At 64.3% G+C, this 15,329-nt stretch carries 10 protein-coding genes; all 10 read right to left on the reverse strand.

Annotation, left to right across the window (positions count from 1 at the left end):
• Positions 1-65: 65 nt before the first annotated feature.
• Complete coding sequence (locus tag FIU28_RS16835; RefSeq protein ID WP_143574356.1) at positions 66-2,018, reverse strand: tetratricopeptide repeat protein; 1,953 nt, start codon at positions 2,016-2,018, stop codon at positions 66-68.
• Positions 2,015-3,361 (reverse strand): HlyD family type I secretion periplasmic adaptor subunit, encoded by a 1,347-nt coding sequence (locus FIU28_RS16840; RefSeq protein WP_143574357.1) that lies wholly within the window; start codon positions 3,359-3,361, stop codon positions 2,015-2,017. The genes FIU28_RS16835 and FIU28_RS16840 overlap by 4 nt, the downstream gene beginning before the upstream one ends.
• Positions 3,351-5,585: a peptidase domain-containing ABC transporter gene (locus tag FIU28_RS16845; RefSeq protein WP_143574359.1), complete on the reverse strand. Its 2,235-nt coding sequence runs from the start codon at positions 5,583-5,585 to the stop codon at positions 3,351-3,353. The genes FIU28_RS16840 and FIU28_RS16845 overlap by 11 nt, the downstream gene beginning before the upstream one ends.
• Before the next feature lie 185 nt (positions 5,586-5,770).
• A complete protein-coding gene (locus tag FIU28_RS16850) occupies positions 5,771-6,412 on the reverse strand; it encodes a class I SAM-dependent methyltransferase (RefSeq protein WP_368039449.1) in 642 nt (213 codons plus the stop codon).
• A 290-nt stretch (positions 6,413-6,702) separates the two neighbouring features.
• A complete protein-coding gene (locus FIU28_RS16855; RefSeq protein WP_246660707.1) occupies positions 6,703-8,037 on the reverse strand; it encodes a calcium-binding protein in 1,335 nt (444 codons plus the stop codon).
• On the reverse strand, positions 7,994-8,209 hold the full coding sequence (locus FIU28_RS27000) for a hypothetical protein (RefSeq protein WP_246660708.1): 216 nt from the start codon (positions 8,207-8,209) through the stop codon (positions 7,994-7,996). Before FIU28_RS27000 ends, FIU28_RS16855 begins: the two co-directional genes overlap by 44 nt.
• Positions 8,210-8,322: 113 nt before the next feature.
• Positions 8,323-9,606, reverse strand: a complete 1,284-nt coding sequence (locus FIU28_RS16860) for a calcium-binding protein (protein WP_246660709.1) — start codon at positions 9,604-9,606, stop codon at positions 8,323-8,325.
• Between the two features lie 422 nt (positions 9,607-10,028).
• Positions 10,029-11,195, reverse strand: a complete 1,167-nt coding sequence (locus tag FIU28_RS16865) for a glycosyltransferase (RefSeq protein ID WP_143574361.1) — start codon at positions 11,193-11,195, stop codon at positions 10,029-10,031.
• Positions 11,192-13,147, reverse strand: coding sequence for a heparinase II/III family protein (locus FIU28_RS16870; RefSeq protein ID WP_246660710.1), 1,956 nt, complete (start codon positions 13,145-13,147; stop codon positions 11,192-11,194). The genes FIU28_RS16865 and FIU28_RS16870 overlap by 4 nt, the downstream gene beginning before the upstream one ends.
• Positions 13,148-13,179: 32 nt before the next feature.
• Positions 13,180-15,060 carry a bi-domain-containing oxidoreductase gene (locus FIU28_RS16875; protein ID WP_246660711.1) on the reverse strand — a complete coding sequence of 627 codons (1,881 nt, stop codon included), beginning with the start codon at positions 15,058-15,060 and terminating at the stop codon, positions 13,180-13,182.
• Between the last annotated feature and the right edge of the window lie 269 nt (positions 15,061-15,329).

Genomic DNA, 15,329 nt, shown 5'->3' on the forward strand with positions numbered 1-15,329 from the left:
CACTGCCAGATTCAAGATAGCATAGTACGCGACTAGCAGTTTCGTTCCCTAAGCTTGTAGCCCCGTCACAACGAGTTCTGGCTGCTATCCTCTTTAGCCATCTCCGCCGCCCTGCGATATGTGTCTCCTACAGCCACCTGTGCCTCCGCCATCCCCTGCTCCGCCGCCTTCTGAAACCAGCCGAGCGCCGCCTCTCGATCGGCCTCGCGACCCTGCCCGTTCGATAGCATCACGGCGGCGTTGTATTGCGCCATCGCGTGGCCCTGCCTGGCCGCGGCTTCGTACCAGTTGATGCCTTCGGCGAGATTCTTCTCGATGCCGTTGCCGGTACAATAGAGCACGCCGAGCTGGAATTGCGCCGCGCCGTGGCCGGCGCCGGCCGCCTTCGCCATCCATGCCGCGCCCGCGCCAGCATTGTGGACCGGGCTGCTAGCATCGAGATGCAGCATCCCGATCGCATATTGCGCCTCGGCATTGCCGGCCTCGGCGCCCTTACCAAACCATCTTGCCGCTTCCGTTAGGTCTCGCGCGACGCCGAACCTGCCCATGGCGAGCTGGCCGAGCTGCAGGGCGGCCGGCACGAAGCCGACGTTGGCGGCCTCCGTCAGCAGCCCGCGCGCGCGCGCCACGACATCCGGCGGCGCGTCCGGCTGCAGCAGGAATACGGCATAGGCGGTCTTGCCGTCGGGGTCGCCGCCCGCGGCTGCCTTGTGCAGCCATTCGCCCGCGAGCCCGGCATCGCGCGGCACGGCCTGGCCTGCGGCATAGAGCCGGCCGAGCTGGGTCTGTGCGGCCGCGATGCCGGCCTCCGACGCGCGTTCGAACCATCTGACGGCGGCGGCGCCGTCCTGCGCCACGCCGGTGCCGTTGAGCAGGAACACCGCAACATTATAGGCAGCGGTGGTGTGGCCGTTCTCGGCCGCGCGCAGAAACCACTTCGCAGCCTCGCGCAGGTTCGGCGCAACGCCGGTCCCCGTGGCGTGGAAGCGGCCGACCAGGAACTGCGCCTGGGCGTTGCCCTGCTCGGCGGCGGCGAGATACCAGTTGGCGGCCTCGCACAGGTCAGGCTGCGATCCGGTGCCCAGCGCATAGAATTCCGCCAGCGCCAAGATGGCCGGCAGGTAGCCCTTCTTCGCCGATTTGCGCAATGCGGTTTCGGCCTTGCCGATGTCCTGCGCGACGCCGTCGCCGCTCAGTCGCATCAGGCCGATGTGATACTGCGCCACACTGTCGTCATGGGACGCCGCGACGGCAAAGCGTCGCGCGGCCTCGGCATGGTCCTCGGCCAGACCGGTGCCCTTGAGATGCATGAAGGCGAGCGCCACCTGGGCGCGGACGTGCCCCTCCGTCGCCGCCTTGTCGTACCACTGCGCCGCGGTCGGATAATCCACCGGCACGCCGCGGCCCTGGAAGTACACGTCGCCCAGCGCAAACGCGCCGCGCACGGAGCCCTCGTCCGCGGAGGCCCGATACCATGTCAGCGCGGCGGCAAGGTCCTTGTCGCAGCCGGTGCCGTTCGAATGGAAATCGCCGAGAAAGGCCTGCGCCTCCGCATGGCCGGCCTCCGCGGCCGCGTGCATCCAGCGGAAGGCGAGCTGCGCGTCGGGCGGCACATCGGTGCCGTGCGGAAATACCAGCGCCTGGATTTTGCCGCCGGCCTCGCTGCGCGCCGCCGACGAACGCCGCCACATCTCCGGCGCGTTCATGCCAAGCGGCGCGGCGGCGCCGTTGAGATGGATCAGGCCGAGCTGGAATTGGGCTTCGACGTTGCCGCCTTCGGCGGCCCGGGTGTACCACGCGACGGCATCGGGCAGGCTGCGCACAACGCCTTCACCGCGCGCATAGAGCAGCCCGACGCGGTACGCGGCCCCGGCATGGCCGGCCTCGCCGGCAACGCGCCAGTGCCGGTAGGCCTCAAGATAGGCGCCGCGCTCATAGGCGCCCTCACCGCGGGCAAAGGCCTGCGCCCTCGAGGCGGGCAGCAGCCGTCCGAGAATCGACCGGGCTGCCACCGTCATGGCTCGCGCATCGCTCCCTTGACACTGCTCAGCATGCCGCCGATCACATACATCGCAACCGAGCGGGTGCCGACATTGATATCGCCGGTCAGGGTCATGCCGGGGATCAGGCGAAAGTTCTTCGGCACGCCGATGAAATGCGTTTCGTCGACGGAGCAGCGCGCCTTGTAATAGGCATCGATGGGCTTGCCGTCGTCATCGGTGGTGAAGGCACCTTCGCTGATCCAGCGCACCTTGCCCTGGGCCGTGCCGTGCTCGGCGGCGTTGAACGCATCGATCTTCAAGGTGCAGTTGTCGCCCGCCTTGACGAAACCGATGTCGCGCGCGGAAATCTTGATCTCGGCTTCCAGCCGCGTTCCCACCGGCATCAGCGTGATGAACGGATCGCCGGGCTTCAGCACCGAGCCGACGGACAGCCGGGCCATGGTCAGCACGACGGACGGTTCGCTGGCAGTCAGCCGCACCAGGTCCAGATGCCGCGCCGCCTTCTCCAGCGCCGACCTGGCGTCGTCGAGCTTGTTGCGCGTGGTCACCAGATCCTGGCTCAGCGCCGCGGCCCATTGCTGCTTGAATGCGTCGCGGTCGGCATTCAAGGAAGCCACCGTGTTTTGCGCCTCGATCAGGCTGTTATGGGTGTTTTCCAGGGTGCGCAGCAATTCCAGCCGGGTATCCTGGGAGATGAAGAGATTGAGCTTCGATCCGGTGCCGCTCTCGGCTAGCGTCGTGCGCATGGTCTCGATCTTGCTTGCGATCTCATCGCGCTGGCGGTAGCGGGCGTCGTCGCCGCGGAGCTTCTCGATGGTCGCCTGGGTCTGCTTGATCTTGGAGTCGAAGCTGTTGATCTGCGCGGTGTATTGCGCCATCCGCTGGTCGTACAGCGCCTTCTGCAAGGCGGCGTACTTCTGGAAATCCGGATCGGAGTTTGCCGGATAGACCAGCGGCTCCTCCTTCAGCTCGGCCTCGTCGCGCGCCACCTGCGCCGCGAGGCTGGCGATCTGCAGCCGGTACTGGTTGACGTCGGCGGAGGTGAAGGTGGAATCCAGCGTGGCCAGCAACTGGCCGGGCTTGACCTGGTCGCCCTCGCGCACGTCGATGGTCTTGATGATCGATGCATCGAGCGCCTGCAGCACGCTGATCTGGTCGATCGGCACCATCTTGCCGCCAACGCTGCCGATGACGCGATCGAGCCGCATCAGGCACATGATCGCGACCAGCGCGAGGACGAACGCCACGAGAACGTAGAGCGTGGCCCGCGCCGCGAGCGGCTCGGGCGCCTCGCGGATCGCGTCGGTTTCCGACTGGAACTGGCGAACGGTGGCCAAAGATGCCTGGTTAGGAGACAAGGGTCGGACTCCTGTAGGCGGGGCGATCGTTTCTGGCCGGCGTGTCCATGTGGTGGTTCTGCTGGTGCCACAGCCCGCCATAGATGTCGTTGCGCTCGAGCAATTCCTCGTGGCGGCCGATATCGTCCACAACGCCGCGGTTAAGCACCAGGATGGCGTCCGCCTTGATCAAGGACGATAGCCGGTGGGAGATAATGATCATGGTCCGCCCGTGAGCGATGCGCGAGATGTTGGCGTTGACGATGGCCTCGCTGTCGGCGTCGAGAGCGCTGGTGGCCTCATCGAGGATCAGGATCGGCGGATTGACGATCAGCGCGCGCGCGATGGCCAGCCGCTGCCGCTGGCCGCCGGACAGGTTGGGCGAGCCCTCGTAGATGTACGTCTCGTAACCGCGCGGCAGCTTGTCAATGAACTCCTCGGCGCCGGCCAGCCGCGCCGCCTGCACCACATCGTCGAAGGTGGCGTCGGGCTTGGCGGCCGAGATGTTCTCGCGGATGGTGCCGCTGAACAGGAAGTTCTCCTGCAGCACCACGCCGATGTTGCGGCGCAGGTGATCGACGTCGTATTCGCGCACGTCGACGCCGTCGATCTTGATCAGGCCTTCATAATCGGAATGCAGCCGCTGCAGCAGCCGCGTGATGGTGGTCTTGCCGGAGCCGCTCTTGCCCATCACGCCGATGGTCTGGCCCAGCGGCACCTCGAAGCTGACGTCATTGAGCGCCGGCGACACCGCGCCTTTGTACTTGAAGGTCACGCCGGAGAACTGCACGTGGCCCTTCAGCGGCACGCGGACGCCATGGCCGGAACGGCCTTCTTCTGCCGGCTGGTTGACCAGATTTCCGACGATGGCCACCGCCGAGCGCGCTTCGTCGTACTGGTTGATGAGCTGGGCCATCTGCATCAGCGGGCCCGACACGCGCTGCGACAGCAGCATGAAGGCGAACAGCGCGCCGACATAGACGGGATCGTTGGTTGTGATGGCGAGATAGACGCCGACTGCGAAGGACCCGCTCACAGCAAACCGTTCCATCGGCTTGACCACCGCCTGGATCAGGGTCCCGATCTTGCCTTCCTCGAACCGCGCCTTGGCGACGCGGGCGACCAGCACGTCCCACATGTGACGCTGCCTTGTGTCCAGCGCGAGCGACTTGATGGTGCGGATGCCGCTCAGCGACTGCTGCAGAAACGCGCCCTGCGCACCCTCTGCCGCGATCACCGCTGACGACCGCTTGCGATAGGCCGGCAGCATCAGCAAAAGCCAAAGCACGATCAACCCGGCGAAGCCCAGCACCACGAAGGTCATGATCGGGCTGAAGAAGAACATGATCGGAAGAAAAAAGATCAGCGTCGTGGAATCCAGGATGGTGCCGAACAATTGCCCCATCAGGAAGCCGCGGACGCGGAAAATCTCGCGAATGTCGCGCGAAATCAGGCCGGCCGCCGTGCGCTCAAAATAATCGATAGGCAGGCTCAGCACCTTGTCGAACACGTAGGTCGACAGCTTGACGTCGAGCCGTGTGGTTAGGCGATGCACGAGATACTGCCGAAGATAGAAGAACGCCGTCTCGAACGCGACCACCACCAGCATGGCGACGCACAGCACATAGAACGTGTTGTCGGCCTTGTAGAAGATCACCTTGTCGGTCAGCAGCCGGAAGAACATGATCGGCGCCAGCGCCAGCAGGCCGAGGATCAGCGCCGAGATGGCGATATCGCGCGCGATGCGGCGTTCGCGAAAGATCAGCGCCGCGATCAGGCCCAGGCTGAACGGCTGCGTTTCATCCGAGACCGAATAGTCGCGCTTTGCCAGCACGACTTCGCCGGTCCAGATGTCCTCGAAGCGCGGCTGATCGATCACCAGCAGTGCGTCCTCAGCGGCGTTGGGATCGCGCAGCACGACGCGCACGTTGTTCTCGTCGCCCTCAAGTCGCAGCAGCACCATGCTACTGCCGTCCTTCAGGCGGATGATCGCGGGCAGCGCCTTCTTGAGCTGGCTCAGGCCCTTCCAGTCGAGCTTGACGGCCTTGGCCGTCATGCCCGACGAATTGGCGCACTTCAGCAGGTCGCTGAGCGACACTTCCTGGCCGGACAGCAAGTTGTCGTGAATCAGCTGCGAGGTCGTCAGGTGAAGTCCATGCTGGCGCGCCACGATGACCAGCGAGCCCAAGCCGGACGACGCCGCGTCTTCAGGAGGATTGCCGACGATGGTTGGTTCAACGATCATGACCGGCCTCTGAGCTATCATCTGAAACGACCCGGAATGGTCTCGCGGCTCTTAACATCAGCGCCGCACGCCCGGAGGCTTGAACATCATGCCGCAACGCACATCGCAATTCCACCAGAAATCAAATGTTAAGGGCCAAATAAGCCGATAATGTGGGAATTGATTAACATTGAGTCCGCCAGTGCTCAGGCAGCGGTCTCGCGGAAATCGAAGCCCGAGCTGGCCAGCTCCGTCTGAACTGCGTCAGCATCAGCACCTGGCATAAGCGCCAGTGCGCAGATCTCGAAATTCTCGCTGCGGACGCGAGCGGCGGCAAAGCCAGCCTGCAGGATCAGGCTGCCCAGCCGTTCAGTGGTGAAGCCGGTGCGGTGGGCCATGTAATGGCGGCCCTGCTCGATGGCGGCGGAATGGCCATACAGCATGTCAAGCGCGCGAATCGGCCCAGATGGCGAGGTATAGGCGATCGAAGCCAAGCCGTATTTTAGCAGATGCTCGGCCACCGCCTCAATATCCGGGCACATGATGAGGGCGAAGCCGCCGGGTTTCAGCACCTGGCGAAATTTGACTAGGGTCGGCCAGGTCTCATGGGCAAACAGGTGCTCGATCACGTGGGAGCACCAGATGGCGTCGAAGGACGCGGGCTCGAACAACTGGTCGAGGTCTGTCAGCGATCCGACGATATCGGGGTTCACATCAGGATCGACGTCAAGGCGCACCTCTTCCCAGCCTTTCGAGTCCAGCAGGGTCTCGATTCGCTTCGCTGTCACATTGCCAGCGCCGGCGTTCAGCAGCCGCCGCTGCCCGAAATTCAAGGTCGATCCGGTCACGTTTTCAATCACTCGTTCTGGTTTTTGTGGGCGGCTGCGATTTCACAATCTAACATGACGCGGATGCGACACCAGCCCGGGAACGCGTTGTTCGTGAGCTATGTTAATAAGCGGTATTTTGTTCCAGATCACCTGGAATGGAGTCTCGTGTGAGTAAACACCGCGACGGCGACTTAATTTCATTCGTCGGCGACGCACAATCTCTTCATGGTTCGAGACGCGCGCAAAGGCGCGCTCCTCAACATGAGGCTGAATGTGGGCTGGGGGTGACCGGTGCGTCTGAAAGCATACTACAGCGTGGTGTAGTTTCCGTCGTTGAAGATCAGATATTCGATATTGCTGACATGGGTCATCTGGGTGACGTGGGTCACCGGCAGCTGCGTCGGCGCCAGGTGGTTGTACGTCAGATAGCCGAATGTGACGTCGAAGGAATTCGCCGTCGATCCCGGGGTCACGCTGAGCACGTCTGTGCTCTTGTGAAATCCGAAGGTAACCGAATCCTGGTTGCCGCCGCCGCCGTCGATGGTGTCCTCCGTGAAGATGTTGTTCAGGTAGAAATAGTCCTGGCCGGCGCCGCCGACCATGGAGACGCTGGGTCCCCCGGTGTCATTGAGGAACGAGCTGCCGTCATCGCCGCCGATCAGGGTCTGGGTGATGCCGAGGCCGTGGCCGGCGACCAGCAGGTCGTGGCCGCTGCCGCCAAAGATCGTGTCTGCGCCAATCCCGCCATACAAAGTGTCGTTGCCGGCATCGCCGTACAAGGTGCTGCCATAGCCCGAGGTGCTGCCGGAATAGATGATGTCGTCGTCCGCTCCACCGTGCAAGGTAGAGCTGAGCGCTCCGCCGAGCACGAGGTCATTGCCCGAACCGCCGTCCAAGGTATCATCGCCGGCGCCGGCATAGAGCGAATCGTTGCCGGCATCGCCGAACATGCAATTGGCGCCGCCGGAGGCACTGCCGGAATAGACGGCATCGGCGCCATTGCCGCCGTGCAGCGAATCGGCGCCGGTGCCGCCGACCACCAGATCGTTGTCATCGCCGCCGTCGAGATATTGGTTGCCCGAGCCGGCCGTGACGACGTCCGCGCCGGCGCCGCCATCGAGCGTATCGGCCCCGGCGCCGCCTGTCAGCTGGTCCGTGCCGCCGTCGCCGAACAGTTTGTCGGCATGGCCGGCATCGCTGCCGGAGATGAGAATGTCGATGTCGGCGCCGCCGTGCAGCTCAGACGACAGGCCGCCATAGAGCGTATCGTTGCCGGCGCTGCCGAACAGCGTGTCCGAGCCGAAGCCGTAGAGAGCATCGGCGCCATCGCCGCCATCCAGCGTGTTCGAGCCGGAGGCTTGGTCGATCAGCACGTCGTTGCCGCCATTGGCGCGGATCACGTCGGCGCCGGTGCCGGCAAAGATGGTGTCGTTGCCGGAGCCGGTCAGTACCGTGACAGCCGCGGTATTGGTGATGAAGACCTGATTGCTGCCGTTGCCGGTGGCGACCAGAAGCGGCGAACTGCCGCCGACCGCCAGCGTGACATCCGCCGCGGTATTCTCGATGATCGCTTTAAGGGTGGCGCCGCCCGCCACACCGTTATTGTGCGGATTGCTCTCTACCAAAAACGTTGGCAGCGGCATCTGGCGTCAGGATGTAGCTTCCGATCTCGACCGGAATCGCGGATCCATCATCGGGCGAGGTCCAGGCGGTAGTGGCGACCAGATAATCCAGGATCTGCTGCCGGACGGCCGGATCGATGGTCGTCGCCAACAAAGCGGCCAGGTCGGCCTGCGTGAGACTGGACGTGGTCATGCTGTTCTTCCCCCTGATGAAAGCCGCGACCTATGCTGGCTGCTGGCACATTCCATAAAAAACGCCGCCCTGGATGATCCAGGGCGGCGTCGTTATTGGTCGGTCAATCTCAATCAGAGTTTGGTGTAACCATCCGTGAAGATCAGGTATTCGACGTTGTTCACGTTGGTCACCTGGCCATTGCTGAAGGTGACATCCAGGGAGCCGGCAGCTGAACCCGCGCCACCAGCCGTGATGCTGGACACATCAGATGCCGAATGGTTGAGGAAGGTGACCGAGTCGAGGTTGCCGCCACCGCCGTCAATAGTGTCATTGCTGGCCGTGTTGGACAGGTAGAAGTAATCCTGTGCCGCACCGCCGACCATCGATGCCGTGCCGGTGTTGGAGCCGACGAACGAGCTGCCGTCTGCGCCGCCGATGAGCGTCTGGGTGCCCGAGCCGGCGACAAGCGTGTCGCTGCCCGAACCGCCAAACAGGGTGTCGTTACCCGCACCGCCGTAAAGCGAGTCGTTACCGGCATCGCCGTACAGGGTGGCTGCACTACCGCCGGAGACGCTGCCTGAGTATATGATGTCGTTGCCGCTGCCGCCGTGCAGGGTGTCGGCACCCGTACCGCCGATGATGTAATCCTGGTCGTCCTGACCATCGACATACTGGCCGGAGTTGCCGGCATAGACCGTATCGTTGCCGGTGCCGCCGTAGATCGAGTCGTGGCCGAGACCGCCGCCGTAGCCCGCCTCGTTGTAGAACAGGTCGTTGCCGCCATCGCCGTACAGGGTGTTGGCGTGGGTAGCGTCACTGCCGGAGATCAGTACGTCGTTATCGGCGCCGCCATGCAGCTCGGACGAGACACCGCCGTACAGCGTGTCGCTGCCGGTGCCTCCCAGCATTGTGTCGGAACCGAAGCCGAACAGGTAGTCGTTGCCGGCGCCCGCGTCGAGCGTGCTGTGGCCGGAGATCTGGTCGACCAGTACGTCGTTGCCGGCGCCGCTGCTCAGCGAGTCCGCACCGGAACCGGCGTAGATCGTGTCGGCGCCGGATCCCGTCAGGACGGTCACGGAGGCGGTGTTGTTGATGTAGACTTGATTGTCGCCATTGCCGGTGGCCACCAGGACATTCGTGCTGCCGTCGACCACCAAGGTCACGTTTGCCGGGGTGTTGGCGATGATCGCCTTCAGGTTGGCGTCGGTGGTGACCGGGTTGTTGTTGGCATTGAGCTCGATCAGGACGTTGGCGGTCGGATCGGGCGTCAAAATCGCCGCGCCGGTCTGCACCAATGCAGTGCCGGAACCGTTAGCCTGAAAACCAGTCTTACCGACGAGATAATCGATAACTTCCTGTCGGATGGTCGGATCAATATTCGGGGTCAGAGCGGACCGAAGGTCGGTCTGGTCCATGTTGTAAGTCGCCATCGTTTGCACCCCTGCACAATTAACGACCCAAATGGCGGCCGTTTCTTTGAAATTCACCCCGAAAACCGGGCACTAACTCACTGCGTTACGACTTTATTAAACACGCCTGTTCATGACTTGTTAAGCGCATTGTTAAATTGGTGAAAATGCCAAGTCAACTACTAATGCTTCGTTAACCTCATATTTTGCTGGCGTTGTGACCTATAACGCAGCGGTTTTTGGCGCCCGCACCGTGAACCGGTGGGACGAAGCGACGCAATATTTGTTAAGTGCAGCGCAACAATACGCAATGAATCCAGCGCGTTGCCGCCACATCACGGACAAAATCCCGCCTAGGTAGCAGGCACAAAACGCCGGGAATTCTTCGGGAAGAATATTTTTAGTTCGGCCAACGTCGAAGCGGTACCTTAACCGGCTGAATATGCCTCGATGGCGCTGCGATATACCATTTCGAGGGCGCGGAGATTCGGCTCTGGTGTATACAACGCCAGGAATTCGGCGCGAGCTCTGCGGCCACAATCCGCGGCAAAACTGTCGCCCGCCAGCATTCGTTTAACATTTGTGGCGAGCGCGTTAACATTTCCGGGTTCGCTGAGCAGCCCGGTGTCCTGGTGGGTCACAACCTCGCCCGGCCCGCCCAGCGCGGACGCGATGACCGGCGTTCCACGGCCAAACGCCTCGACGATCACCAGCGGGAAGCCTTCGTACCACAGCGACGGCACCACCAGCGCCCGGGTCCGCGACAGCTCTGTCATCACCTGTTGATGCGTCAGCTGGCCGAGGAATGTGACATTAGGCGGCGCCATCGCACGCAGCCTGCTCTCTTCCGGGCCGCTGCCGGCCACGCGCAGCGGAAAGCCACCTTTCGCCGCCGCGCGCAGCAGCGCATCGACCCCCTTCTCCGGGCTGAGCCGGCCGAGATAAAGCACGCCGTCGCGCGGCGCCGAAAAGTCCGGCGCGCCGGGGTCCTGCATGAAGTTGGGTTTGACGTCGATCAGTTCGGCACGAAAGCCGGCCTGGACAAAAGTGTCCTTCGCAAATCGCGTCAGCGCGATCAGGCGCACGCCCGGCCGGGTCCAGGTGCCCCGATGCTGATGCTGCGAAACCATCCAGGCGGACGCCGCCGAGCCCACCAGGGAATCGCGGTAGCAGCGGTGCACCACGCCCCACAAATTGCTGCCGTTGACGCACTTGTGACAGATGCGGCCGTCGCGCAGCAGCATGCCGCCGGCGCAGATGGTGCGATAATTGTGTAGCGTCACCACCGCCGCGACGCGCTTTTCGCGGCATAGGTCGATCACCGCCGGCGACAGCAGCGGAAAAAAATTATGGATGTGGACGACATCCGGCCGGAAGCGATCGATCGCCGCGGCCATGACGCGCACGCCGTCCGGATTGTTCGCCACCCGCAGCGTGGCGCGGACCCGGGTGGCCAGGGAATCGATGCTGTCGTTGCTGACGATCAGGGTCTCGACCGCGTGGCCGGCATCGCGCAGCAAGGCGACTTCCGCCTCGAACACCATATCCTCGCCGCCGCGCCCCTGATAGCGGTTATGCGCGACGAGGATTTTCATGCAAATGGCTCCGCAGGCTTGCGCGGATGGATATGCAGGACCGTCAGCAGCGCCGTGCCGACCGCGAGGTCGCCGCTGCCCACCAGGGTTATCGCAGGCGTCTTGCGATCGAACGACGGCGAATACCAGCCGGCGATTGGCGCCTCGCTGCCTCTGAACAGCGACCAGGTCAGCTGTCCCGGCAGGCTGATCTCGGCCCGACCCTCCGGCCACGATAAAAAAGCCCGCGCCCCGTCCAGCAGGCACGCCACGTTGGGGCCGAGGTGCCAGCTCAATCGCGCCGCGACCTGCATCGTGGCGTCGCCGATGATGCGGTCGTCGACGTGCAGCAATCCCTTGCCGCGCTGCAGGCTGACGCAGCGGCGGTGGCTCACGCCCGCCGCCGCCAGGTAGCCGGTGTGTTCGGCCTGCCAGGTGGCCAATGGCGAGCGCTCGTCGAGACCCGCGGCGCCGATCAGGCGGCTGTCCGCGTGCTGCGTCCACAAGAATGGCCCGCCGGAGATCGACTGATCCCGCCCGAGCAGTTCTAGCGTGTTGTGCGCAAGAGTGGAACGGAAGTAATCGCGCCAGCGCGGCTCGCCATGGTAGCAATAGGTGCCCGGGTCGGCGAGGAGCTCAGTGGCCCCGACGCGCAGTTCGATCGACAGCGCATCGGCATGGGCGTGCGCGGCGATGCCGCCGAAGCCGTGAGGCCCGTGGTCGGCACGACACCAGATCGCGCCGTCGCGCAATAACACCTGTCCGGCCTCCGGCATCTCAGCGGGCTTTTCGGATGGCCGATCCCAGCTGGCCTCCCGCGACGGCAGGCCCGCGGTCAGGAACGCAGTGCGCAGGTCTTCGGCTACGACGGCGGGCCACCACGGCATCGGGGAGAATATGCGAGCGCCGGTGACCAGCAGGCTGTGCCAGCGATCGTAATCGGGCGTATCGAGCAGCAGGCCGATGCCGTCATCGGCGTCGCCCTGGCGCGGCGGCCGGCCGGCGGCGTCGAGCATTGCTGCGATGACATCGGTCATCCGGCCTATCGTCTTCCACACTGCGCCGTCAAGCGGATACCCGGCGGCCTCGCTTTGCACCGCGGCCGCCCACAGCAGCTCCAGCACGAAGCCGTGGTAGTCGGTGGCCAGTTCGCGATTGACGCCGCAGCCAAAGGTCTGCGCCAACGCCTGCACGCGCAGCTCTTCGGCGGCAGCGGAGCGCCACTTCGCGCTGTCGCGAAACAGTGGAAATACGCAGCCGGCGACGAACTGGCCGGCGGCCTCGGCGATGGTGTGGTTGTTCGCCGACGATCCGCGGCTTGGAAATCTCGCCAGCCAGAGCTGGTGGCCATACAGCTGCGCCAAAAACTCCGGATTGTCCTCGAACAGCGTCCGAACGCCGGGCCAGCCGGCCAGCAATTGCCGGATCCACGACCACGATACCAGGCGAATGGCGATCTCGATGCCGCTGATCCAGTGCGGGCCGTGCAAGAACGGGTTTTCGCGCCACCAGGATTGCAGGTGCAGGGCGACGCGTTCGGCGTAGCGTTCGTCACCGGAGACGGCGTAGGCAGCCGCCAGCACTGTCAGATGGTGATGCCGGGACGGCTCCCAGATAAATTTTATATTGCCGGTGCGGGCTTCATCGCGGTGCGGGATGTCGAAGGCATAGCTGGAGGACGGGGCGCGCCGGCCGCCGCGAGCGTCGACGAACCAGTCCGGCGCTTCGCACAGTCCGGGATGCGCGCGGCCGAAAACCCGCCACTCGCCGCGCAGGATGCCGTCGGCCACTTCGAGCAAAGGTTTCGCCGCAGCCGCGGGAAAATCCGCCGGCGCCGGCAGCGCTTTGCAATTCACAGCGCCCTCGCGCAGCCGGCTGCGCGACACGCGCGCCCGGATGTCGGGCGGCCGGTGCCGCCACGCAAACTGCTGCAGCTGGTCGCGCAGCCGGCCGGCGATCTCGGCCGCGGTCATTCGCCGGAGACGACGGAGGTACCAACCCGGGGTCATCGAATCCCGGACTTCACGACGTCCGGCGCATCGACAGCCGCCTGCAAGTCGATAACCTGCCCGGTGCGCGCGCTGTCCTGCACGGCAAAGGTCGCCCGCGTTGTCGCCACGAGAGACTGAAAGGTGATGGGCATCGCCGTTCCCGTCGCGACGGCGGTGACGAAGGCGGTCAGCATCAATGACTGCCCCTTGTCGAGGCGCCCGCGCTGCGAGCTCTTGCCGCCATTTTGCCAGAGCCCGTAGCCGGTGAAATTATCGAATGCGGCAAAGCCCGATGCCGTGGAAATCTCAATGGCTTCCTTGGCCACGCGCGGATCGCCGCCGGTGAGATAGTTCAGCGTGGCCAAGGAGCCGTCGGCAAAGGAAAACGTCGCGGCCAGGTTGTCCGCGTCGTTGCGGTCGGCCATGGCCACCACGCGCACCGGATCGGCGCCGATCCACCAGCTCAGTGTATCGATGAAATGACCGCCCTCGCCGGCAAAGCGCGTGCCTTCGGTTTCGCTCTGCAAGTACCACGACGACTTGTCGAGCTGGCCTGCCAAGACCCGGTATTGCAAGGTTTGCAGGCCGCGCCCGGTCCAGGCCAGCCGCAATTTCTGCAGCAACGGCGCGAAGCGGCGATTGAAGCCGACCATCAGGCGATCGTTGCCGGACTCGCTGACGGCCTTTTCGATCAGCTGCAGCGAGGGCGGGTCGAGCGCGAGGGGTTTTTCCACAAACACCGCCTTGCCGGCGCGCAGCGCCTGGGCCGCGAGCACGGCGTGCGAGGCGTGCCGCGTCGCAATGACGACGGCATCGATATCGGGAGCGAGCAGCGCCTCAGCGGCATCGGTCGAGGCCCGGGCGAAGCCGAATTTCTGCACGGCCGTCGCCCCGCTCAATCCGCCGTTGGTCACGACCTCCACAAGATTGACGCGCGGGTCCGATTTCAGCTGCGGGAGCAGCATGCTCGACGCGTAATTGCCCGCACCGATGACGGAGAGGCGAACCTGGCCGGGGACAGGCGGCGTCGTGGCGCGATGAATGATGCGCGTCTGGGCCGCCGAGAACGCCGGATAGGAGAACACCATGCCGAGACCGGCCCATTCGCCCCGGTTCATCCGCTCATAGGTCGCAACCGCATCCGAGAACGGCACCACATCGGATATCAGCGCAGAGAAATCGAGCCGGCCGTCCGAAAGGAGCGACAGCACCGCATCCATGTTGCGCTTTTCGGTCCATCGCACATAGCCGATCGGGTAGTCGATCCCGGCTTCTTCGTAGAGCGGATCGTAGCGTCCCGGCCCATAGGACCGGGAAAACCTGACGTCGAGTTCCTTCTCGTAGAAATCGTTCCACGGCAGGTCGAGACGGCTCTTGCCGATGTCCACGATCCGGCCGCGGTCGCGGAGCAAGGCGGCGGCCTGCCCGGCCAGCGCGGCATCGTTGCTACCCGCCGCAACGAATACGCAATCCACCCCGTGGCCCTGGGTCAGTTCCAGCACCCGCGAGCGAAACGCCGGCATCGCGTCGGCGCTCGCCTGCGCGCAAACTTTGGCACCGGCCACTTCCGCCTGACGGCACCTGCCCTCTAGGCGATCCAGACCGACGACGACAACGCCGGCGCTGCGCAACATCCGGACCAGTATCTGCCCGATCAATCCCAGTCCGATCACGCAGGCGGTCTCACCGAGCTGCATCTCGGCCTGACGCATGCCTTGCAAGGCGATCGACGCGATGGTCGTGAACGCAGCCTGATCAAGCGCCGCGCCATCGGGAACAGCCGCACACAGATTGACCGGCACCCAGTTGAACTCTGCATGAAGCGCAAACTGGTTGCCGGCACAGGCGACCGCTTGGCCGATCGTGAAGCCTTCGACACCCTCACCGATCTCCACAACGTGGCCGGCCAGCGAATATCCCAGCGGGGTATATGAATCCAGCCGGTTCATGACTTTCTGGTAGGTCGCGCGCAGACCCTGCTGCCTCACCGAACGCGCCACCTTTGCGACCTGGTCGGGCCGCGCGCGGGCCTTGCCAAGCAATGACAGCTTGCTCTCGGAGACCTTCATGATTTCGGTGCCGGACGAAACTGCCGAGAAGGCAGTGCGCACGAGAAGTCCGCCAGGGCGGGATGTCGGCGCCGGCACGTCTAGCAGCGCGAGCT

It is taken from the genome of Tardiphaga sp. vice154 (genome assembly GCF_007018645.1).
In the GTDB taxonomy this organism is placed as follows: domain Bacteria; phylum Pseudomonadota; class Alphaproteobacteria; order Rhizobiales; family Xanthobacteraceae; genus Tardiphaga.